This window comes from Limosilactobacillus sp. DJ3M12 (assembly GCF_947381695.1).
In the GTDB taxonomy this organism is placed as follows: domain Bacteria; phylum Bacillota; class Bacilli; order Lactobacillales; family Lactobacillaceae; genus Limosilactobacillus; species Limosilactobacillus kinnaridis.
In genome coordinates this window covers 27,708-44,076 of record NZ_CANCWY010000002.1, presented here as the reverse complement: position 1 = coordinate 44,076, position 16,369 = coordinate 27,708, and the positions used below count along the sequence as shown (strand labels likewise).

General features: G+C 39.8%; 20 protein-coding genes and 1 other annotated feature. Of the genes, 19 read left to right on the top strand and 1 reads right to left on the bottom strand.

All coding sequences use genetic code 11. The annotated features are described in order from the left end of the window. Positions 1 to 32 precede the first annotated feature (32 nt). Positions 33 to 105, top strand: a sequence feature (ribosomal protein L21 leader region). A gap of 15 nt (positions 106 to 120) precedes the next feature. The 15 genes from rplU (at position 121) to recN (ending at position 11,110) form a co-directional block, all read left to right on the top strand. After that, positions 121 to 429 carry a 50S ribosomal protein L21 gene (gene rplU / locus QOS06_RS02540; RefSeq protein WP_003664009.1) on the top strand — a complete coding sequence of 103 codons (309 nt, stop codon included), beginning with the start codon at positions 121 to 123 and terminating at the stop codon, positions 427 to 429. 15 nt (positions 430 to 444) lie between these two features. Further along, positions 445 to 768: a ribosomal-processing cysteine protease Prp gene (locus QOS06_RS02535; RefSeq protein WP_078009309.1), complete on the top strand. Its 324-nt coding sequence runs from the start codon at positions 445 to 447 to the stop codon at positions 766 to 768. Positions 769 to 793: 25 nt separating this feature from the next. After that, the gene (gene rpmA, locus QOS06_RS02530) at positions 794 to 1,075 is read left to right on the top strand and encodes a 50S ribosomal protein L27 (RefSeq protein ID WP_003672232.1); all 282 of its coding nucleotides are present in this window, start codon (positions 794 to 796) and stop codon (positions 1,073 to 1,075) included. A 124-nt stretch (positions 1,076 to 1,199) separates the two neighbouring features. Next, positions 1,200 to 1,907: a YggS family pyridoxal phosphate-dependent enzyme gene (locus tag QOS06_RS02525; RefSeq protein ID WP_098035173.1), complete on the top strand. Its 708-nt coding sequence runs from the start codon at positions 1,200 to 1,202 to the stop codon at positions 1,905 to 1,907. A 12-nt stretch (positions 1,908 to 1,919) separates the two neighbouring features. Beyond that, entirely contained in the window at positions 1,920 to 2,996 is a 1,077-nt protein-coding gene (locus QOS06_RS02520) for a M24 family metallopeptidase (protein WP_283595459.1), read from the top strand. Between the two features lies 1 nt (position 2,997). Further along, complete coding sequence (locus QOS06_RS02515; RefSeq protein ID WP_078009312.1) at positions 2,998 to 3,672, top strand: 2'-5' RNA ligase family protein; 675 nt, start codon at positions 2,998 to 3,000, stop codon at positions 3,670 to 3,672. An 89-nt stretch (positions 3,673 to 3,761) separates the two neighbouring features. Beyond that, positions 3,762 to 4,199, top strand: a complete 438-nt coding sequence (locus tag QOS06_RS02510) for an Asp23/Gls24 family envelope stress response protein (RefSeq protein WP_003663867.1) — start codon at positions 3,762 to 3,764, stop codon at positions 4,197 to 4,199. A 1-nt stretch (position 4,200) separates the two neighbouring features. After that, positions 4,201 to 4,617: a transcription antitermination factor NusB gene (gene nusB / locus QOS06_RS02505; RefSeq protein ID WP_098035175.1), complete on the top strand. Its 417-nt coding sequence runs from the start codon at positions 4,201 to 4,203 to the stop codon at positions 4,615 to 4,617. A gap of 129 nt (positions 4,618 to 4,746) precedes the next feature. Next, entirely contained in the window at positions 4,747 to 5,607 is an 861-nt protein-coding gene (locus QOS06_RS02500) for a bifunctional 5,10-methylenetetrahydrofolate dehydrogenase/5,10-methenyltetrahydrofolate cyclohydrolase (protein WP_098035176.1), read from the top strand. Then, on the top strand, positions 5,600 to 6,937 hold the full coding sequence (gene xseA / locus QOS06_RS02495) for an exodeoxyribonuclease VII large subunit (RefSeq protein ID WP_098035177.1): 1,338 nt from the start codon (positions 5,600 to 5,602) through the stop codon (positions 6,935 to 6,937). The genes QOS06_RS02500 and xseA overlap by 8 nt, the downstream gene beginning before the upstream one ends. 1 nt (position 6,938) lies before the next feature. Further along, positions 6,939 to 7,220 carry an exodeoxyribonuclease VII small subunit gene (locus QOS06_RS02490; RefSeq protein ID WP_003672224.1) on the top strand — a complete coding sequence of 94 codons (282 nt, stop codon included), beginning with the start codon at positions 6,939 to 6,941 and terminating at the stop codon, positions 7,218 to 7,220. 18 nt (positions 7,221 to 7,238) lie between these two features. Beyond that, positions 7,239 to 8,111, top strand: coding sequence for a polyprenyl synthetase family protein (locus tag QOS06_RS02485; protein ID WP_098035178.1), 873 nt, complete (start codon positions 7,239 to 7,241; stop codon positions 8,109 to 8,111). Positions 8,112 to 8,122: 11 nt separating this feature from the next. After that, positions 8,123 to 8,944 carry a TlyA family RNA methyltransferase gene (locus QOS06_RS02480; protein ID WP_078009318.1) on the top strand — a complete coding sequence of 274 codons (822 nt, stop codon included), beginning with the start codon at positions 8,123 to 8,125 and terminating at the stop codon, positions 8,942 to 8,944. An 18-nt stretch (positions 8,945 to 8,962) separates the two neighbouring features. Further along, positions 8,963 to 9,415, top strand: coding sequence for an arginine repressor (locus QOS06_RS02475; RefSeq protein ID WP_078009319.1), 453 nt, complete (start codon positions 8,963 to 8,965; stop codon positions 9,413 to 9,415). 15 nt (positions 9,416 to 9,430) lie between these two features. Then, the gene (gene recN / locus QOS06_RS02470; protein WP_098035179.1) at positions 9,431 to 11,110 is read left to right on the top strand and encodes a DNA repair protein RecN; all 1,680 of its coding nucleotides are present in this window, start codon (positions 9,431 to 9,433) and stop codon (positions 11,108 to 11,110) included. A 181-nt stretch (positions 11,111 to 11,291) separates the two neighbouring features. Here recN and QOS06_RS02465 read toward each other — a convergent pair whose 3' ends face one another. Beyond that, positions 11,292 to 11,642 carry a hypothetical protein gene (locus tag QOS06_RS02465; RefSeq protein ID WP_019253997.1) on the bottom strand — a complete coding sequence of 117 codons (351 nt, stop codon included), beginning with the start codon at positions 11,640 to 11,642 and terminating at the stop codon, positions 11,292 to 11,294. A gap of 140 nt (positions 11,643 to 11,782) precedes the next feature. Here QOS06_RS02465 and gmk point away from each other — a divergent pair, with 140 nt between their 5' ends. From gmk to priA, 4 genes are all read left to right on the top strand, one after another. Next, positions 11,783 to 12,403, top strand: coding sequence for a guanylate kinase (gene gmk / locus QOS06_RS02460; RefSeq protein WP_003672217.1), 621 nt, complete (start codon positions 11,783 to 11,785; stop codon positions 12,401 to 12,403). Next, on the top strand, positions 12,400 to 12,618 hold the full coding sequence (gene rpoZ / locus QOS06_RS02455) for a DNA-directed RNA polymerase subunit omega (RefSeq protein ID WP_003663855.1): 219 nt from the start codon (positions 12,400 to 12,402) through the stop codon (positions 12,616 to 12,618). Before gmk ends, rpoZ begins: the two co-directional genes overlap by 4 nt. A 110-nt stretch (positions 12,619 to 12,728) precedes the next feature. Beyond that, positions 12,729 to 13,934, top strand: coding sequence for a bifunctional phosphopantothenoylcysteine decarboxylase/phosphopantothenate--cysteine ligase CoaBC (coaBC, locus tag QOS06_RS02450; RefSeq protein WP_152738195.1), 1,206 nt, complete (start codon positions 12,729 to 12,731; stop codon positions 13,932 to 13,934). After that, entirely contained in the window at positions 13,935 to 16,364 is a 2,430-nt protein-coding gene (gene priA / locus QOS06_RS02445; RefSeq protein WP_152744334.1) for a primosomal protein N', read from the top strand. Positions 16,365 to 16,369: the final 5 nt, after the last annotated feature.

The window sequence follows — 16,369 nt, the reverse complement described above, 5'->3', positions numbered from 1 at the left end:
TTTGATATTATACAAACGTTGTATTTGTGAACCAACAACTACAACCGCGCGTTATTAAGTCTAAAGCTTATTTAGCTGCTTAGTACGGCGAGTCTGAGATATTAAGGAGGTGCACAAAGTATGTACGCAATTATCGTTACTGGTGGTAAGCAATACAAGGTAGAAGAAGGTGCTTCTATCTATGTTGAAAAGCTTGATGCTAAGGAAGGTGACAAGGTAACTTTTGATCAAGTTATCTTTGTCGGTGGAGACGACACTAAGATCGGTACTCCTGTAGTTGACGGTGCTTCTGTTGAAGGTACTGTTGACAAGCAAGGTAAGGAAAAGAAGGTTGTTACCTTTAAGTACAAGCCTAAGAAGCACACTCACACTAAGCAAGGTCACCGTCAACCTTACACTAAGGTTACTATCAACAAGATCAACGCTTAATGCGGAGGTGAGATCATGATTCGAGCACAGTTTAATTTAGATTCGAATCAGCGGATCACTTCTTTTAAAATGACTGGGCATGCTGAATCTGGTCCATATGGGCAAGATATTGTTTGTGCCGCGGTTTCTGCATTATCTATTTCAACGGTGAACGGCCTTGAACAAGTTGTTCATACAAAGCCTCACCTTAAACAAGATAATGATAATGGTGGCTTTCTGGAAGTTACAGGATTAGACCTTGGTCATGATAGTCAGATCCTTCTTAAAACCTTTTTAAATGGATTATGTGATATCCAAGAAAGCTATCCACAAAACATTGAAGTAAAAATGTTTGATTAAAGTTCATTGCTGGAGGTGAACAACTATGATTATGAATTTACAATTCTTCTCCCACCACAAGGGGGGTGGTTCCACTGCTAACGGTCGGAACTCAGCTGGTCGTCGTCTTGGTACTAAGGCTGCTGATGGTTCAATCGTAACTGCTGGATCAATCATCTACCGTCAACGTGGTACTCACATCAACCCAGGTGAAAACGTGGGTCGTGGTGGAGACGATACATTATACGCTAAGGTAGCCGGTGTTGTTAAATTTGAACGCATGGGTCGCAGTAAGCGTAAGGTATCGGTTTACCCAATCGCTGAATAGTAATAAAAAGACTACTTTTCTACATGAAATAGTAGTCTTTTTATTTTTAAATATTTTTCAATTATATGTTAATCTATAATGTAAGAATATAGTTAACCCACAATTGAAGGGAGCAAACTGTTTAATGACGATTGTTGATAAAGCTAAAGATGTCCAAGAAAAAATTATTGCTGCATGTAAGCGCAGCGGTCGCGATCCTCAAGATGTTCAACTGTTACCGGTTAGCAAAAATCATCCGGCGGCAGATATTGCAGAGCTTTATAAAGCTGGATGGAACAGTTTCGGTGAAAATTATGTTCAAGAATTAGATAAAAAGCATGATGAATTACCAGCCGACATTAACTGGTATATGATTGGCCACCTTCAGCGTAATAAGGTTAAATACATTGCTGATTACGTTACAATGATTCAATCAGTTGATTCCCTTAAGCTAATGAAGGCGATTGAAAAAGAAGGAAGAAAGCATAATCGAATAATCCCGATTTTAATTGAAGTTAATGTTGGAGAAGAAGAGAGTAAATTTGGGGTTAAGCCAACTTTGCAAGATTGCATGGAATTAGCTAAGGCCAGTCTTCAATTGCCACATGTAAAGTTACGGGGATTAATGACAAGCGCTCCTTATTATGATGATCCGGAAAAAACGCGGCCGATTTTTCGCCGCCTACGTGAATTGCGCGATGAAATGAACAACCAAAATGATCAATTAAAATTAGATGTTCTTAGTATGGGGATGACCCATGATTATGAAATAGCGGTAGAAGAAGGGTCAACCTGTGTGCGGGTTGGGACGGCTATCTTTGGCCCTCGTGATTACTCTAACCGGCAGTATTAAAGGAAATGTACTATGTCTAGAATTAAACGTCTACAGAAGAAATTTGAAAAATTATATATCGATGCATTTTTAGTAACGGATGAAAAAAACATTTATTACCTCACTGGCTTTAATCTTATTGAAGGCGATGGATGCCTTTTAATAACAAAAGATAATGCAATTATTATTACTGATGACCGGTACCAGCTTGCATTAGAAGAATTTGAAAACGATGAGGTTGTGGGAATGATTACCCGTGACTATTACGGTTCGCTTAATAAAATATGTCAGGGGATGAAAGTGAATGTTCTGGGATATGAAGATACAGTTACTTATGCCTTATTTGATATGCTTGATGAGCAGATGGCGACAGACCTTGTTCCTTTCCACCAACAAATTGAACGGATGCGAATGATTAAGGATAGTGATGAAGTAAATACCCTGCGTGCTTCTGCAGACTTGCATTCAGCGGGATACCGGTATCTTTTAGAAAATGTCCACGCTGGGATGACCGAGCGCCATGTTGCGAACTTGCTTGATTTTTGGATGAAAGAACATGGAGCAAGCGGGTCCTCTTTTCCGACAATTATCGCTAGTGGCAAAAATGCGGCCAAACCGCATGCGACGGCTTCAAAAAAGGTGATTGAAGACGGCGATATTGTTACTGTTGATTTTGGCTACTACTTCAATGGCTATACGGCAGACATGACCAGAACATTTGCCGTTGGTTCAATTGATCCAGAATTACGTGATGTTTATCAAATCGTCAATGAGGCCCGTGAAGCTGTAATTCAAGCTGCTCATGTTGGGCAACGAGGAGACCAACTTGACTTTGCGGGACGGCAATTAATTGAAATAGCAGGTTATGGGGATGAATTCAACCATGGAATGGGGCATGGAATAGGCTTATCGGTTCATGAATTGCCTGCTAGCTATGGACCCAGTGCTCAAAATATTAAATTGCGGAACAATGAAGTTATCACTGTTGAACCTGGTATCTATATTCCTGAAATCGGCGGGGTCCGGATAGAAGATGATATTCTGGTTACTCACGGTGGAGTTGAAGTGCTGACAAAGGCGCCAACTGATCTAATAATCGTAGGAAAATAGTATGCAACTTACTACTCTGTATAATAATATTAATCAACAGGGAATGTCGGCAATTAGAAATCATCAAGAACAGCTAGATCGTAACTTGCTAAATCCTGATAAAGATATGCGTCGAGGACTGACGCTTACTGCTTCACTGCCTGCGCACGTTAGTCGGAACATTATGTTTTGCTTGCAAAAGTTGGCTGCAATTGAGCCTAACCAATACTTCTATCCTCCTGCTGACCTGCATATTACGATTATTGACCTTATTGCAGCTAGTTCATACTTTTCGCTCTCAACATTTGAAGAGGAAAAATATAAAAACGTAGTAGGGCAGATTATTTCACAAATTGGACCGATTCATTGGCGTTTAGCAGGAATGATCACTAGTTCAGGAGCACTTCTTGTAAAAGGGTATTATTCAGCAGAATTATCAACTTTACGGAATGTACTTAGGAAAGAACTGCCGTTACATGACTTATTGCTAAAAGAACGATATCCAACAATCTCAGGACATGTGACGGTTGCACGGTATACTAGTCCGCTTCAGCAGGCAGACCAATTCTTGAAAACGTTAGAAGAATTTAAATCAATTAATTTCGGACAATTTACCACATCTAGTCTCGATTTAGTCGTTCATGATTGGTATAATCATAATTTGCGGTTAATTTCTAAACTGGCGCTATGTTCCTAATTGACCAAGTTGTTGCAATTTGTTCGAACATAGTGCAGAATAGAAATGATTACTATAATTAAGAGAAGAAATAAATTGGAGGGCTGACGATGGCTGAAGAATCAAAGATTGTTTTAAGTAGTGAAGACAAGTCACTCGGGACAATTCAAATTTCGCCACGAGTTTTAGAAATTATTGCGGGGATTGCCGCAAGTGAAATCGATGGTGTTTCAAAGATGTATGGTTCATTTGCAAATAGCGTAAGTGAACTTTTGGGACGCTCTGATCGCCGGCGTGGGGTAAAGCTTTCCAGCAATGATGAAAAATTATCACTTGATGTGGATGTTTATGTTGAATATGGTGTCTCTGTTCCTAAAGTAGCGGCAATGATTCAAGATAAGGTCAAACAACAAATCACATTAATGACTGATTTAAAAGTAAAAGAAGTTAATGTTCATATTAAGGGAATCGTAACATCTAAAGAAGACCAACAAGTAGACCCTAATGACTTGTTTGGCGAACATCTTAATGACGAGGCTGGTGAATAAAATGAGTTTAAACCGACACATGATTCGTGAGGAGGCTTTTCAAGTTCTCTTTGCTTTGCAATCAGATCCTGAAGCCGATATTCAAACTGTGTATGAGGCAATTCCTCATCATGATGAAAAGCAAATTCCCCCTTATTTACTGACTTTAGTAAATGGGGTGCGAGAACATCAAGATCAGCTCGACGAACAAATCAATGACCTTCTCGCAAGCAGATGGACCATCAATCGTTTAGCAAAGCCGGATTTAGTTATTTTACGGCTTGCTTTATTTGAAATTCAATATGCTGAAAATGTTCCAACAGTAGTAGCAATTAATGAAGCACTAGAACTTACGAAAACATTCAGCAGTGATAAGTCACGTAAATTTATCAATGGAGCCCTTGGCAAATTTGAAAAACAAGTCAACACGAATAACTAATATTACTGTTAACAATAATTATGGGGTGGAAAAATGAAGTGATAAACTTCTGATTCCACTCCTTTTTTGCTTAAGCGCAATATTATTATGGTAGAATATAAAATGGAAATTTAACGAGGAGGAATCACTGTGACGACAATTATTGATGGCAAGACCCTTGCTAAAAAAATCAATGCCCAGACCCAAAAACTGGTGGCACAGTTAAAAGAAAAACAAAATATAACTCCGGGAATTGCAGTCGTGATTGCTGGTGATGATGCAGCGAGCTTAATCTATACCCGAAATAAGCATAATAAGGCTACTAGGTTAGGAATCAATTCAATTTTAAAAAAATTTCCTGCTGATGTTAGTCAAGATGAGCTTCTTGCCGAAATTGAAAAGCTGAATCATGATGACACAATTGATGCCATTCTTGTTCAACAACCCCTTCCTCCTCAATTGGATTCAGAAGTAATTACCAATGCTATATTGCCAACTAAGGATGTTGATGGCCTTAATCCCCTAAACTTAGGAAAACTGTTTGCCAATCAACATGGTAATTATCCAGTGGCCTGTACACCTCGCGGAATTATGCGGATGTTGGCAGAATATAATATTGATTTACAAGGGAAAAATGCAGTTATCGTTGGTCGGAGTATTTTAGTTGGTAAACCTCTTTTAGCTCTTTTAAATAATGCTAACGCAACTGTAACAATGGCTGGAAGAAGTACTGGCGACCTTTCTGCTTTAACGAAAACAGCGGATATTTTAATTGTTGCTACTGGTGTGCCTAACCTTATCAAGGAGACAGATGTAAAACCAGGAGCAGTGGTAATTGATGTGGGAATTAATCGTTTAAGCAATGGTAAATTGACAGGGGATGTTGATTTTGAAGCGGTAAAGACAAAAGCTCAGGCAATCACTCCTGTTCCAGGTGGCGTAGGACCAATGACAATTGCAACTTTAATGGAACAAACAGTTGATTTAGCGCGGTGGAGGCATCATGGATAGAAGCCAGTATTTAACAGTTAGTGAACTAACTAAGTATTTGAAAATGAAGTTTGACCGGGATCCATACCTACATACGGTTTATTTAACCGGTGAGCTTTCTAATTTTCGTTTACGGCAAAAGCATCAGTATTTTAGTTTAAAAGACGATAATGCTGTGATCGATGCTGTAATGTTTGAGCATCAATTCCGGAAAATTAAATTTACTCCTGAACAGGGGATGAAAGTTTGTGTAGTCGGTCATGTAAGTTTATATGAAAAAAGTGGTCGCTATCAGATTTATATTGATCGGATGGAGCCAGATGGTCTAGGCTCTTTATACTTAGCGTTTGAACAACTAAAAAAGAAATTGAGCGCTGAAGGTCTATTTAATTTACCTAAAAAACAGATTCCAATGTTTCCGAAACGAATTGCAGTTGTTACTAGTATTGATGGGGCGGTTATCCGGGATATTAATACGACTGTTCGACGACGTTATCCAATTGCTCAAGTTGTTCTATATCCCACTGTCGTCCAAGGGGATAAAGCAGCGGCGGATATTGCTAGACAAATTAACCGTGCCAATGACCGCGGCGACTTTGATACCCTTATTATCGGTCGTGGTGGGGGATCAATGGAAGACTTATGGCCTTTTAATGAAGAAGTAGTTGCCCGTGCAATTGCCAATAGTAAAATTCCGGTAATTTCATCAGTTGGTCACGAGACAGATACAACAATTGCCGACCTCGTAGCTGATCAACGCGCAGCAACCCCAACTGCTGCTGCTGAATTAGCAACACCGGTAAAATTAAACGATGTATTAATGACACTTAAAGATGATCAGAATCGTTTATTAAATACGATGCGGACTAAAATTAATTTTGACCGCCAACAATTGAATAAACAGCTGCAAAGCTATATTTTTCAGCAACCGACAAGATTATATGAAAACTATGCACAAAAGGTTGACCAATTAACTCAACAGCTAGGTCAAGCAGCACAAAATAAAATGCAAGAGCTGCGAATGAACGTAGAAAGATTAAGTGGGCGTCTAACGGCTATTTCTCCACTGCATCGGGTTCAACAACAAGAACAGTTAGTTAATCAATTACAAAAACAATTGGTGACAGCCTCACTTGCCAACCAAAATGAAAAGAAACAACAAGTGACAACTCTTATTAAACAATTAGATTCACTGAGCCCCCTTAAAATTATGAGTCGGGGGTATACATATGTAACGAGTGATGAAAAAGTTGTTAATCATGCCAGTCAATTAACGGTTGGGCAAAATGTTCACCTGCATTTTGATGACGGGGAAGTTCAAGCAGAAATAAAAAAGGTAAAGGAGCACTAAGATGGCAACAGCAAAACCAACATTTGAAGAACAATTAGCACAATTACAACAGATCGTTAATCACCTTGAACAGGGGAATGTGCCACTAGAAGAGGCCCTTCAACAGTTTCAAGAAGGAATCAAGCTTTCTAAGGAATTACAAACGAAGCTAACAAATGCTGAAAAAACGCTTGGGCACTTAATTGACGATAATGGTGATGAGCAAGTCTACGAAAAACAAACCGATGACCCAAGCAATAATGGCGGTGGTAACCGTGGATTTGGTAGCACTGATGAACAATAAGCAACGGAGCAGAAAAAGATGAGTACACCATTGCCGATTTTAAAAGAACAGATTGAAGATTATCTAAGCAAGTCATTGGCCACAGATATTGATCAAGCAACGTTAGAAAGCTCAATGGCTTATTCCCTAATGGCTGGGGGCAAGCGGCTGCGTCCAGCATTGACGCTTACAACGATTGAGATGTTGGGTGGCACGCTTAATGATGATCTGCTACGCGCAGCTTCTGCGTTGGAATTGCTTCATACATATTCATTAATTCACGATGACCTTCCAGCAATGGATAATGATGATCTACGCCGCGGAAAACCAACTAATCACTGTAAATTTGGAGCAGGAATGGCAACTTTAGCAGGAGATGGATTATTGACATTGGCCTTTCAGTGGGTTGCCGATAACCATCTTCCAGCTAATGTTCGGAGTCAGTTGACCCTTGAACTTGCAAAAGCCGCGGGACCATCTGGAATGGTTGCGGGCCAAGCACGGGATATTGAAGGCGAACACCAACATTTAAATTTAAACCAATTGAAATACTTGCACCGTCAAAAAACGGGGGAATTGATTCGCTATGCTGTTTTGGCAGGTGGGATTATGATGGATCAATCTGCTGAAATCAAACAAGAGCTAGCAGCATTTGGTGAAAACTACGGTTTAGCATTTCAAATCTATGATGATTTAATGGATGTCCTCAGTACTACTGAAGAGATGGGAAAAGCTGTTCACAAAGATGCTGATGAGCAAAAAAATACTTATCCAGGATTACTTGGCATAGATGGTGCAAAGGAGCAGCTACAGATAGCTTTAACTGCTGCTAATCAAAATCAAAAGAATCTTGAAAAGCTTACTGGCAAGTCATTTGCTGGTTATGATGACTTTTTAGCATATTTTAAATAAGGAAAGGGATTATGAAAAAAGAACGTGTAGATGTATTATTGGTCCAACAAGGGCTGTTTGACTCTCGCGAACAAGCAAAGCGGGCGGTAATGGCAGGAGAAATTCTTGGCAAAAATAATGAACGATTAGATAAACCGGGACAAAAAATTCCGATTACCACCACCCTTCACATGAAAGGCCATAAAATGCCATATGTTAGTCGGGGCGGCTTGAAATTAGCGAAAGCATTAAAAGTTTTTGATATTTCAGTTAAGGACAAGACGGTTTTAGACATTGGATCATCAACTGGTGGCTTTACTGATGTAATGTTACAAAATGGGGCGAAGTTAAGTTACGCTCTTGATGTCGGGACTAATCAGTTGGTTTGGCAATTGCGGGAAGATCCCCGGGTAGTTGTTATGGAGCAGACCAATTTTCGTTACAGTAAGTTAGCAGATTTTACTAGTGGTCAACCAGAATTTGCTTCGATTGATGTTTCGTTTATTTCCCTTCGTTTGATCTTGCCACCTTTGGCTCAGATACTGAAAATGGGTGGTGAAGTAGTGGCCCTAATTAAACCACAATTCGAAGCAGGAAAAGAGCATGTTGGCAAAAATGGGATCATTCATGATCATAAAGTTCACAGAGCAGTTTTGGAAGAAGTGCTGACCTTTGCCCGTGAAGATCATTTTGATATCCTTGGATTAGATTATTCACCAATCAAAGGGGGACAAGGAAATATGGAATTTTTAGTTCACCTCCGCCTAAGTGAAAATCCGGGGATTGTTGCCGAAGAAGTAAATATCGATAAGGTTATTGCAACCGCTGATGATGATTTAAATCATAAGGAATAAATAAAGGTGACTTAATCCATGAAAAAAGCAGAACGACAACAAAAAATTCGTGAAATCATTACTAATGAGAGCATTGAGCGGCAGGAAGATCTTGTTGAACGCCTGCGTGAAATGGGATTGACAGTTACTCAAGCGACTATTTCGCGTGACATTAAAGAAATGCAACTGATAAAGATTCCTGCGGATAATGGGGGTTATCGTTATGGTTTGCCAGCATATCATCATCAAGGACATGAAAATCAGTTAGCTCAGACCCTTCAAGACAGTTTGGAACAATTAAAGCGCAATGACTGTTTCTTAGCGTTAACAGTTCATCCGGGGAATGGGCCGGTAGTAGCTACCTTAATTCGCAAGATGGATTTTCCAACGGTCTTCACAACAATTGGTGATGATGGGAATGTTCTTGTAGTTTGTATGTCTCCAGAAGCGGCAATTAAATTAGAAGAAAAGCTTAACGCAATGCTCGACTAGGCGAGGTGAAAATTTTTGTTACAAGAATTGACAATTGATAATTTAGCAATTATTAAGCACTTAACCTTAACTTTTGCTGACCAAATGACTGTTCTAACTGGGGAAACTGGTGCCGGAAAGTCAATTATTATTGATGCAGTTGGTTTGCTGGCTGGTGGTCGTGGATCGCAGGAATTCATTCGCCGTGGAGAAGAAAAATTAAGCCTTCAAGGACAATTTGCAATTCCTGATGATCCTGAATTTGATAAACTACTTGAATCACTAGGAATTGATCATGAAGATGGGATCTTAATTGTCTCCCGTGAAATTCATCGCAATGGTCGCAATATTATCCGGGTCAATGGTCAACTAATTAATACGGCAACTCTTCGTCAAATTGGTGCGGGATTAGTTGATATTCAAGGGCAAAATGAACATCAACAATTAATGCAACCTGAGACTCATTTAGGAATGCTCGACCAATTTGCGGCTAAAGAGGTTCAGCCCTTACTTAAAAAATATCAAGAAGAATATCAAGCTTATTCTAAACTCAAAGCTGCTGTAAATAAAAAACAAGCAAATGAACAACAATGGGCGCAGCGATTGGATATGCTTCGGTACCAAGTCAATGAAATTGCAGAAGCTAATCTAAAAGAAAATGAAGAAGATGAATTAATTAGTGAACGTGATCGATTGGAACACTTTCAACAAATTAATAATGCTCTTCAACTAGCTGTGACGACCTTTAATGAAGGTGAGCAAGCGCCTGTTTTAGATCAAGTTGCCACGGTGATGGACTCAATCAATGCAATTGCTGAATTTGATGATGCTTATGATAATCTTAGTAAGGCTCTTAATGATGCTTATTACGCTCTTCAAGATGTAGCGAATGAAGCTAGTCAACAATTAGACATGCTTGAATTTGATGATGAACGGTTAGCTCAGATTGAACAACGGTTAACTACTATCGGTGATCTTGAACATAAGTATGGCGATACATTGGCAGATGTTTTGAAGTATTATGATAAGATCAAAAAAGAACTCGATTCGATGGAGGCCGCGGCTGATTCTAGCAGTGACCTAGAGCAACGGTTAGGAGAAGCCGAAAATAAGATTCGAGAGACCGGTCGTAAATTGAGTCAGGTAAGACAAAAAGCTGCTCATGAGCTTGGTAAAAAAGTTCACCAGCAGCTTAAAGAGCTTTACATGGAAAAAGCAGAATTTGAAGTTCACTTTGCTAATCAAAGTCGGGAACAATTTACACCGACGGGAATTGACCAGGCTGAATTTTATATTCGGACTAATCCGGGAGAATCAATGGGGCCGTTAGCTAAAATTGCTTCTGGTGGTGAATTGTCACGGGTAATGTTGGCCCTAAAGACAATTTTTGCGCAAAAGGAAGGCGTTACTAGTATCATTTTTGATGAAGTTGATACTGGGGTGAGCGGACGGGTTGCCCAAGCAATTGCTGATAAGATTCGCTTAATTGCTCAACATTCACAGGTTTTATGTATCACGCACCTGCCACAAGTAGCAGCCGTTGCGCAACATCATTTCCTTATTAAGAAATCTGTCCATGATGACCGGACAACTACTCGAGTTACACCATTGAAAGAAAACGACCGGGTTGAAGAACTTGCGCGAATGCTATCGGGTGAAAAGATTACTCAGTTGACAAAAGAGCATGCGCAAGAATTGCTTAATATGGCAAAATAAAAAAGAGGGAGTGGGAAAGAAGTCACTTGCGACTTCGTCTTCCTCCACGAGGATAGCTACGACGCGAAGCTAGCCTATTGGGGTGCCTTATCAACGATCGGAATCCAGGCAGCTACTGTATAAATATCTTTAAAACAATAAAGAGACTGAGCTAATTCCCAGTCTCTCTTTAAATCCAATATTATAAATTCGCGATGTATCTAATTTGATCAAAGTTAACAACATAACTTACATTTTGATTCGTAATAAGGTATCGATTGCTATTCGCTAATTGGGCGATGTTACCGGTAACGTTTACGGGATAGCCATCGTTGTTGATTGGCATTAGCTGAAACGTTGCTTTAATTTTATCTTTAATGGCTCGTTTTAAAAATAATTGTCGTTGTTTAGCAGGTTGGGGAGTAAGTAACCCTGCTTGCTGATCGTCAGCAGGTGCTTCTTCAAAAAGATGACGAAGCTTATCACTAATAATTTGTGGCGTAAATTTAAAAATAGACTTTTGTTCAATTTGCATAATCGCGCCTCCGAACATTCGTTTGATTATAGTATACGAACATACATTCAGAAATGCAAGCAAAAAGCTCAATAATTTTTTGTTATTCAGGTGCTTGATTTCAGTACTAATCTAGTGCATTATAGTATTAATACGATTAAATAAATAGGAGCGTTATAATGGCAAATCGTGGAATGTTAATTGTTCTTTCAGGTCCTTCCGGGGTTGGGAAGGGAACTGTTCGAAAAGCTATCTTTGATTCAAATGATAATGATTTTCAATATTCAATTTCGATGACAACTCGGAAACCACGTCCTGGAGAAGTTAATGGTGTTGATTATTTCTTCGTAAGCAAAGAAGAGTTTGAACACCAAATTCAAACTGGTGGGATGCTGGAATATGCTAAGTATGTTGACAACTATTACGGTACCCCATTAAAATATGTTAATGAGACCTTAGATTCAGGAAAAGATGTTTTCCTTGAGATTGAAGTTAACGGAGCAATGCAAGTACGGTCTAAGTGCCCAGATGGCGTGTTTATTTTCTTAACCCCTCCTGATTTGGATGAATTAAAACAACGATTGATTCACCGGGGAACTGATAGTATGGAAGTCATTAATAAACGAATTCATAAAGCATTTAGTGAAATTCAAATGATGCAAAACTATGATTATGCAGTAGTTAATGACGAAGTACCAAATGCAGTTGAAAAGATTAAAGACATTATTCGTACTGAACGGCTTCGTGTTACCCGTGTAATGCCACGTTATCTTGAAATGTTAGGAGATGCCGAAAAATGATCCTTTTTCCATCAGTTGATGAATTATTAAAACATATTGATTCTCGTTATTCATTAGTTATGCTTGCTAGTAAGCGTGCCAATGAATTAGATGCAGGAGCTGCCCCATTACTTGAACATTATGATTCAAGCAAGTCAGTTGGGAAGGCCCTTGAAGAGATTTTGGCTGGAAAAGTTACGATCGATCCTGATCATACTGAAGACTTACAGGATTAAAATAAGCTGGATAAACAAAAGTAAGGGACTAGGGCAGGATTGTCACTGGCCCCTTTTTTGCTTCTAAAAATGCTATAATCAATCAAGAAAAAATAAGTTGAGGTGACATAATGACACGGATTGCAGTGTATCTTACAGGCAGTATCGCTGCTTACAAGGGAATCGAAGTAGTACGTGGACTGCAAAAAATGGGACATGAGGTTCGCGTAGGAATGACTGACGCCGCTACTAAGTTAGTCACTCCTGCTACTCCTTTTGCCTTGACGAAAGCACCAGTTCTTACTAACCTATGGGATGAGCATTCAACGCCTATTCCTCATATTGAGTTAGCTGATTGGTCAGAACTAGCAATAGTGGTACCAGCATCAGCAGATATAATCGCTAAAATGGCAACGGGACTGGCTGATGATGCTGTTTCTACTACCTTATTAGCAACTAATGCTCCTAAAATTGTAGTTCCGGCAATGAATAGCCATATGTGGTTGGCCCCCGCAACTCAACGAAACATTACTCAACTTAAACGAGATGGGGTCAATATTATGCCGCCAGTTAGTGGAAGATTAGCTGAAGGATATGCTGGTCACGGGCGTTTACCAGAACCAGCAGCAATTTGCCAATATATAGAAGATTTTTTAGCTAGCAGTCAAGCATTAAAGGGCAAACACGTGATTGTTACTGCTGGTGGAACACGTGAAAATATTGATCCTGTTCGTTTTATTGGTAATCGGTCCTCTGGTAAAATGGGGATTGCACTTGCTAACGCCGCGGTCCAAGCAGGAGCTAAGGTAACATTGATTGCCGGTCAAGTTACCGTCCCCCTTCCACAATCACCAGCGATTGAAGTTGTGCGCGGAATCACAACTGAAGATTTATATACCAGTTTAAAAGAACGTTTTGCGCAGGCAGACATTTTAATCATGGCGGCCGCAGTTGCTGACTATCGCCCAGTTGAGATAGTTGATCATAAAATTAAGAAAAAAGATGGTAACCCGCATCTTACCATTGCGCTTACTGAAACTATTGATATTTTAAAGAATATTGCGAAGATGAAGCAAAACGGTCAATACATCGTTGGGTTTGCGGCAGAAACAAATGATCTTCTAGAAAATGCTAATCGTAAACTTGCTAGCAAAAATGCGGATATGATTATTGCAAATAGTGTGGCGGGAGATATGGGAGCATTTGGCAGTGACCAGAATCAAGTGACCATCTTACAAAAAGATCAAACGCCAATTAAATTAGCCCGCCAATCTAAAGCTAAAATTGCAAACGAGATTATTGAATTAATTAGTGCAAAATTAAAGTCAGGTGATTAAATGCCAGAGTTGGCACAGGTAGTTGTTGATGTTCCAACAATGCAAACAAATCAACCATATACTTATCAGATTCCGCCAAAAATTGAAAAACAAATTCAAGTTGGAGTAAGAGTGATTGTGCCTTTTGGAAAGGGAAAACGGACTGTTCAAGGATTTGTTGTTGCCCTTGACAATGCATCCCAATATGAGGGAGAACTCAGACCAATTCAGGCGATAATGGATCTTCAACCGGTAATTAATCCTGAATTAATGAATCTTAGCAAATGGTTAGCTGATACTACTTACTCTTTTTGGATTTCTTGCTTATATACGATGTTGCCTAACTTATTGAAGGCTAAGACTACCAGAATTATTCGAATTGTAGATGAAGTAGATGAGTATGTTGCCTTTGACATTTTTCATGGGCGAGATGAATTAGAAATGGCGGCGGTACAAGATAAACCGGCAATCTTAAGTAAATTGTTCAAACTGCAAAAGGAAGGAAAGATAACGATTGAATACCAAGTGGAGGATCGAGCCAAAGCTAAAACGGTGACTGGTATTCGCTCTTTGCTTAATTTTGAACAACTGGAAGATGAGCGCGCATCCCTTCATGCTAATGCTCATGCTCAAAACCGTCTTCTTTCATATTTACAATCAATTGGTAGTCAAGTTGTTAAGCAAAAGGATGCTGAACATAAAACTGGTTTAAAAGCAGCCACCTTCAATCAGGGACAACAGAAGGGATGGCTAGAAAAAACACCAGTTGAAGTATATCGACAACCCTTGGCTATGCAGGGCACTCCTGATGATGCTCATTTAGCAGCCCCCCTGCAGCTCAACGCCGATCAACAAAATGCTGTTAACCAGATTAATCAAGCAATCGACAATCATGACCCTAAAGTTTTCCTCTTACAAGGAGTTACGGGGAGTGGCAAGACAGAAGTATACTTGCAATCGATTGCTAATGCTCTTCAACAGGGAAAGACAGCATTAATGCTTGTACCTGAGATTTCATTAACGCCCCAGATTGTTAACCATGTGCGGCGACGATTTGGCTCTAAGGTTGCTGTTTTACATAGTAGTTTATCGAATGGTGAACGATATGATGAATGGCGAAGGATTGAACGTGGAGAAGCGCAAGTAGTTGTGGGTGCCCGTTCAGCAGTCTTTGCTCCGTTAACTAATTTAGGGCTAATCATTCTTGATGAAGAACATGAATCTAGTTATAAACAAGATGAATCACCCCGTTATCAGGCGCGTGAAGTAGCTAAATGGCGGGGAAAATATAATCAAGCGCCTGTAGTTCTTGGCTCTGCTACTCCTAGTCTGGAGAGTCGTGCGCGAGCAGTAAAAAACGTTTATCACTTGTTGCGTCTTCCTCACCGGGTAAATAAACAGGAACTGCCACCAATCGAAGTGGTTGATATGCGAGATGAAATTAAAAAGTACGGGGAGAGTAACTTTTCTCAAAAACTATTAACCGAATTAAATGACCGCCTGCAAAAGAACGAGCAAAGTATTTTAATGCTAAATCGACGGGGATTTTCATCCTTTATGATGTGTCGTGATTGTGGAAATGTTTTAAAATGTCCTAATTGTGATATTTCTTTGACGCTCCATATGGATACGCGGACAATGAAATGTCATTATTGTGGTCATGAAGAACCAATCCCCCGTGAATGTCCCAATTGCCATAGTCATCAGATTCGCTATTATGGGACTGGAACAGAGAAGGTTGAGCAAGAATTGCATCAATTATTACCCCAGGCCCGGATTATTCGCATGGATGTTGATACCACTCGGCGGAAGGGAATGCATGCAAAATTATTGCGACAGTTCGGTCAACACCAAGCGGATATTTTATTAGGAACCCAGATGATTGCAAAAGGGCTTGATTTCCCTAATGTTACCTTAGTAGGGGTTTTAAATGCTGATACTGGTCTAGGCTTACCAGATTTTCGTGCTAGTGAACGGACTTTTGATTTGCTAAGTCAAGTTAGCGGTCGGGCTGGTCGGGCAAATAAGCAGGGGGAAGTTATTATCCAGACATATAACCCTGACCATTACGCTATTCAAGATGCCAAAATGCACGATTACGAAAAATTCTTTAACCAGGAAATGATGCTACGAAGACAAGCAAGTTATCCGCCATACTATTACACCGTTCGTTTGATGGCCAGTCATCCCGAAGAAGCCAAAGCAGCTAGGGCAATGGCAGATATCTATGGTCGCCTAAAGCAGGGATTATTATCTTCGACGGTTATTCTTGGCCCCACTCCGCGAGCAATTGCCCGGATGAAGCGTCGTTACTATTACCAAATTGTCATCAAATATAAGAAGGATCCTTACTTGCATCAGCTATTGTTTGATATTCTTCAGGATACGCAAAGTCGCGGTTTTAAGGATGTCCAAGTAAGTATCGATCCAGATCCACAGTATTTTATGTAAAAGAA

Bases quoted from the DNA above. Each gene is read 5' to 3' on its own strand.
- rplU (WP_003664009.1), top strand. From the start codon at position 121: ATGTACGCAATTATCGTTACTGGTGGTAAGCAATACAAGGTAGAAGAA.
- QOS06_RS02535 (WP_078009309.1), top strand. From the start codon at position 445: ATGATTCGAGCACAGTTTAATTTAGATTCGAATCAGCGGATCACTTCT.
- rpmA (WP_003672232.1), top strand. From the start codon at position 794: ATGATTATGAATTTACAATTCTTCTCCCACCACAAGGGGGGTGGTTCC.
- QOS06_RS02525 (WP_098035173.1), top strand. From the start codon at position 1,200: ATGACGATTGTTGATAAAGCTAAAGATGTCCAAGAAAAAATTATTGCT.
- QOS06_RS02520 (WP_283595459.1), top strand. From the start codon at position 1,920: ATGTCTAGAATTAAACGTCTACAGAAGAAATTTGAAAAATTATATATC.
- QOS06_RS02515 (WP_078009312.1), top strand. From the start codon at position 2,998: ATGCAACTTACTACTCTGTATAATAATATTAATCAACAGGGAATGTCG.
- QOS06_RS02510 (WP_003663867.1), top strand. From the start codon at position 3,762: ATGGCTGAAGAATCAAAGATTGTTTTAAGTAGTGAAGACAAGTCACTC.
- nusB (WP_098035175.1), top strand. From the start codon at position 4,201: ATGAGTTTAAACCGACACATGATTCGTGAGGAGGCTTTTCAAGTTCTC.
- xseA (WP_098035177.1), top strand. From the start codon at position 5,600: ATGGATAGAAGCCAGTATTTAACAGTTAGTGAACTAACTAAGTATTTG.
- QOS06_RS02490 (WP_003672224.1), top strand. From the start codon at position 6,939: ATGGCAACAGCAAAACCAACATTTGAAGAACAATTAGCACAATTACAA.
- QOS06_RS02485 (WP_098035178.1), top strand. From the start codon at position 7,239: ATGAGTACACCATTGCCGATTTTAAAAGAACAGATTGAAGATTATCTA.
- QOS06_RS02480 (WP_078009318.1), top strand. From the start codon at position 8,123: ATGAAAAAAGAACGTGTAGATGTATTATTGGTCCAACAAGGGCTGTTT.
- QOS06_RS02475 (WP_078009319.1), top strand. From the start codon at position 8,963: ATGAAAAAAGCAGAACGACAACAAAAAATTCGTGAAATCATTACTAAT.
- QOS06_RS02465 (WP_019253997.1), bottom strand. From the start codon at position 11,642: ATGTTCGGAGGCGCGATTATGCAAATTGAACAAAAGTCTATTTTTAAA.
- gmk (WP_003672217.1), top strand. From the start codon at position 11,783: ATGGCAAATCGTGGAATGTTAATTGTTCTTTCAGGTCCTTCCGGGGTT.
- rpoZ (WP_003663855.1), top strand. From the start codon at position 12,400: ATGATCCTTTTTCCATCAGTTGATGAATTATTAAAACATATTGATTCT.
- coaBC (WP_152738195.1), top strand. From the start codon at position 12,729: ATGACACGGATTGCAGTGTATCTTACAGGCAGTATCGCTGCTTACAAG.
- priA (WP_152744334.1), top strand. From the start codon at position 13,935: ATGCCAGAGTTGGCACAGGTAGTTGTTGATGTTCCAACAATGCAAACA.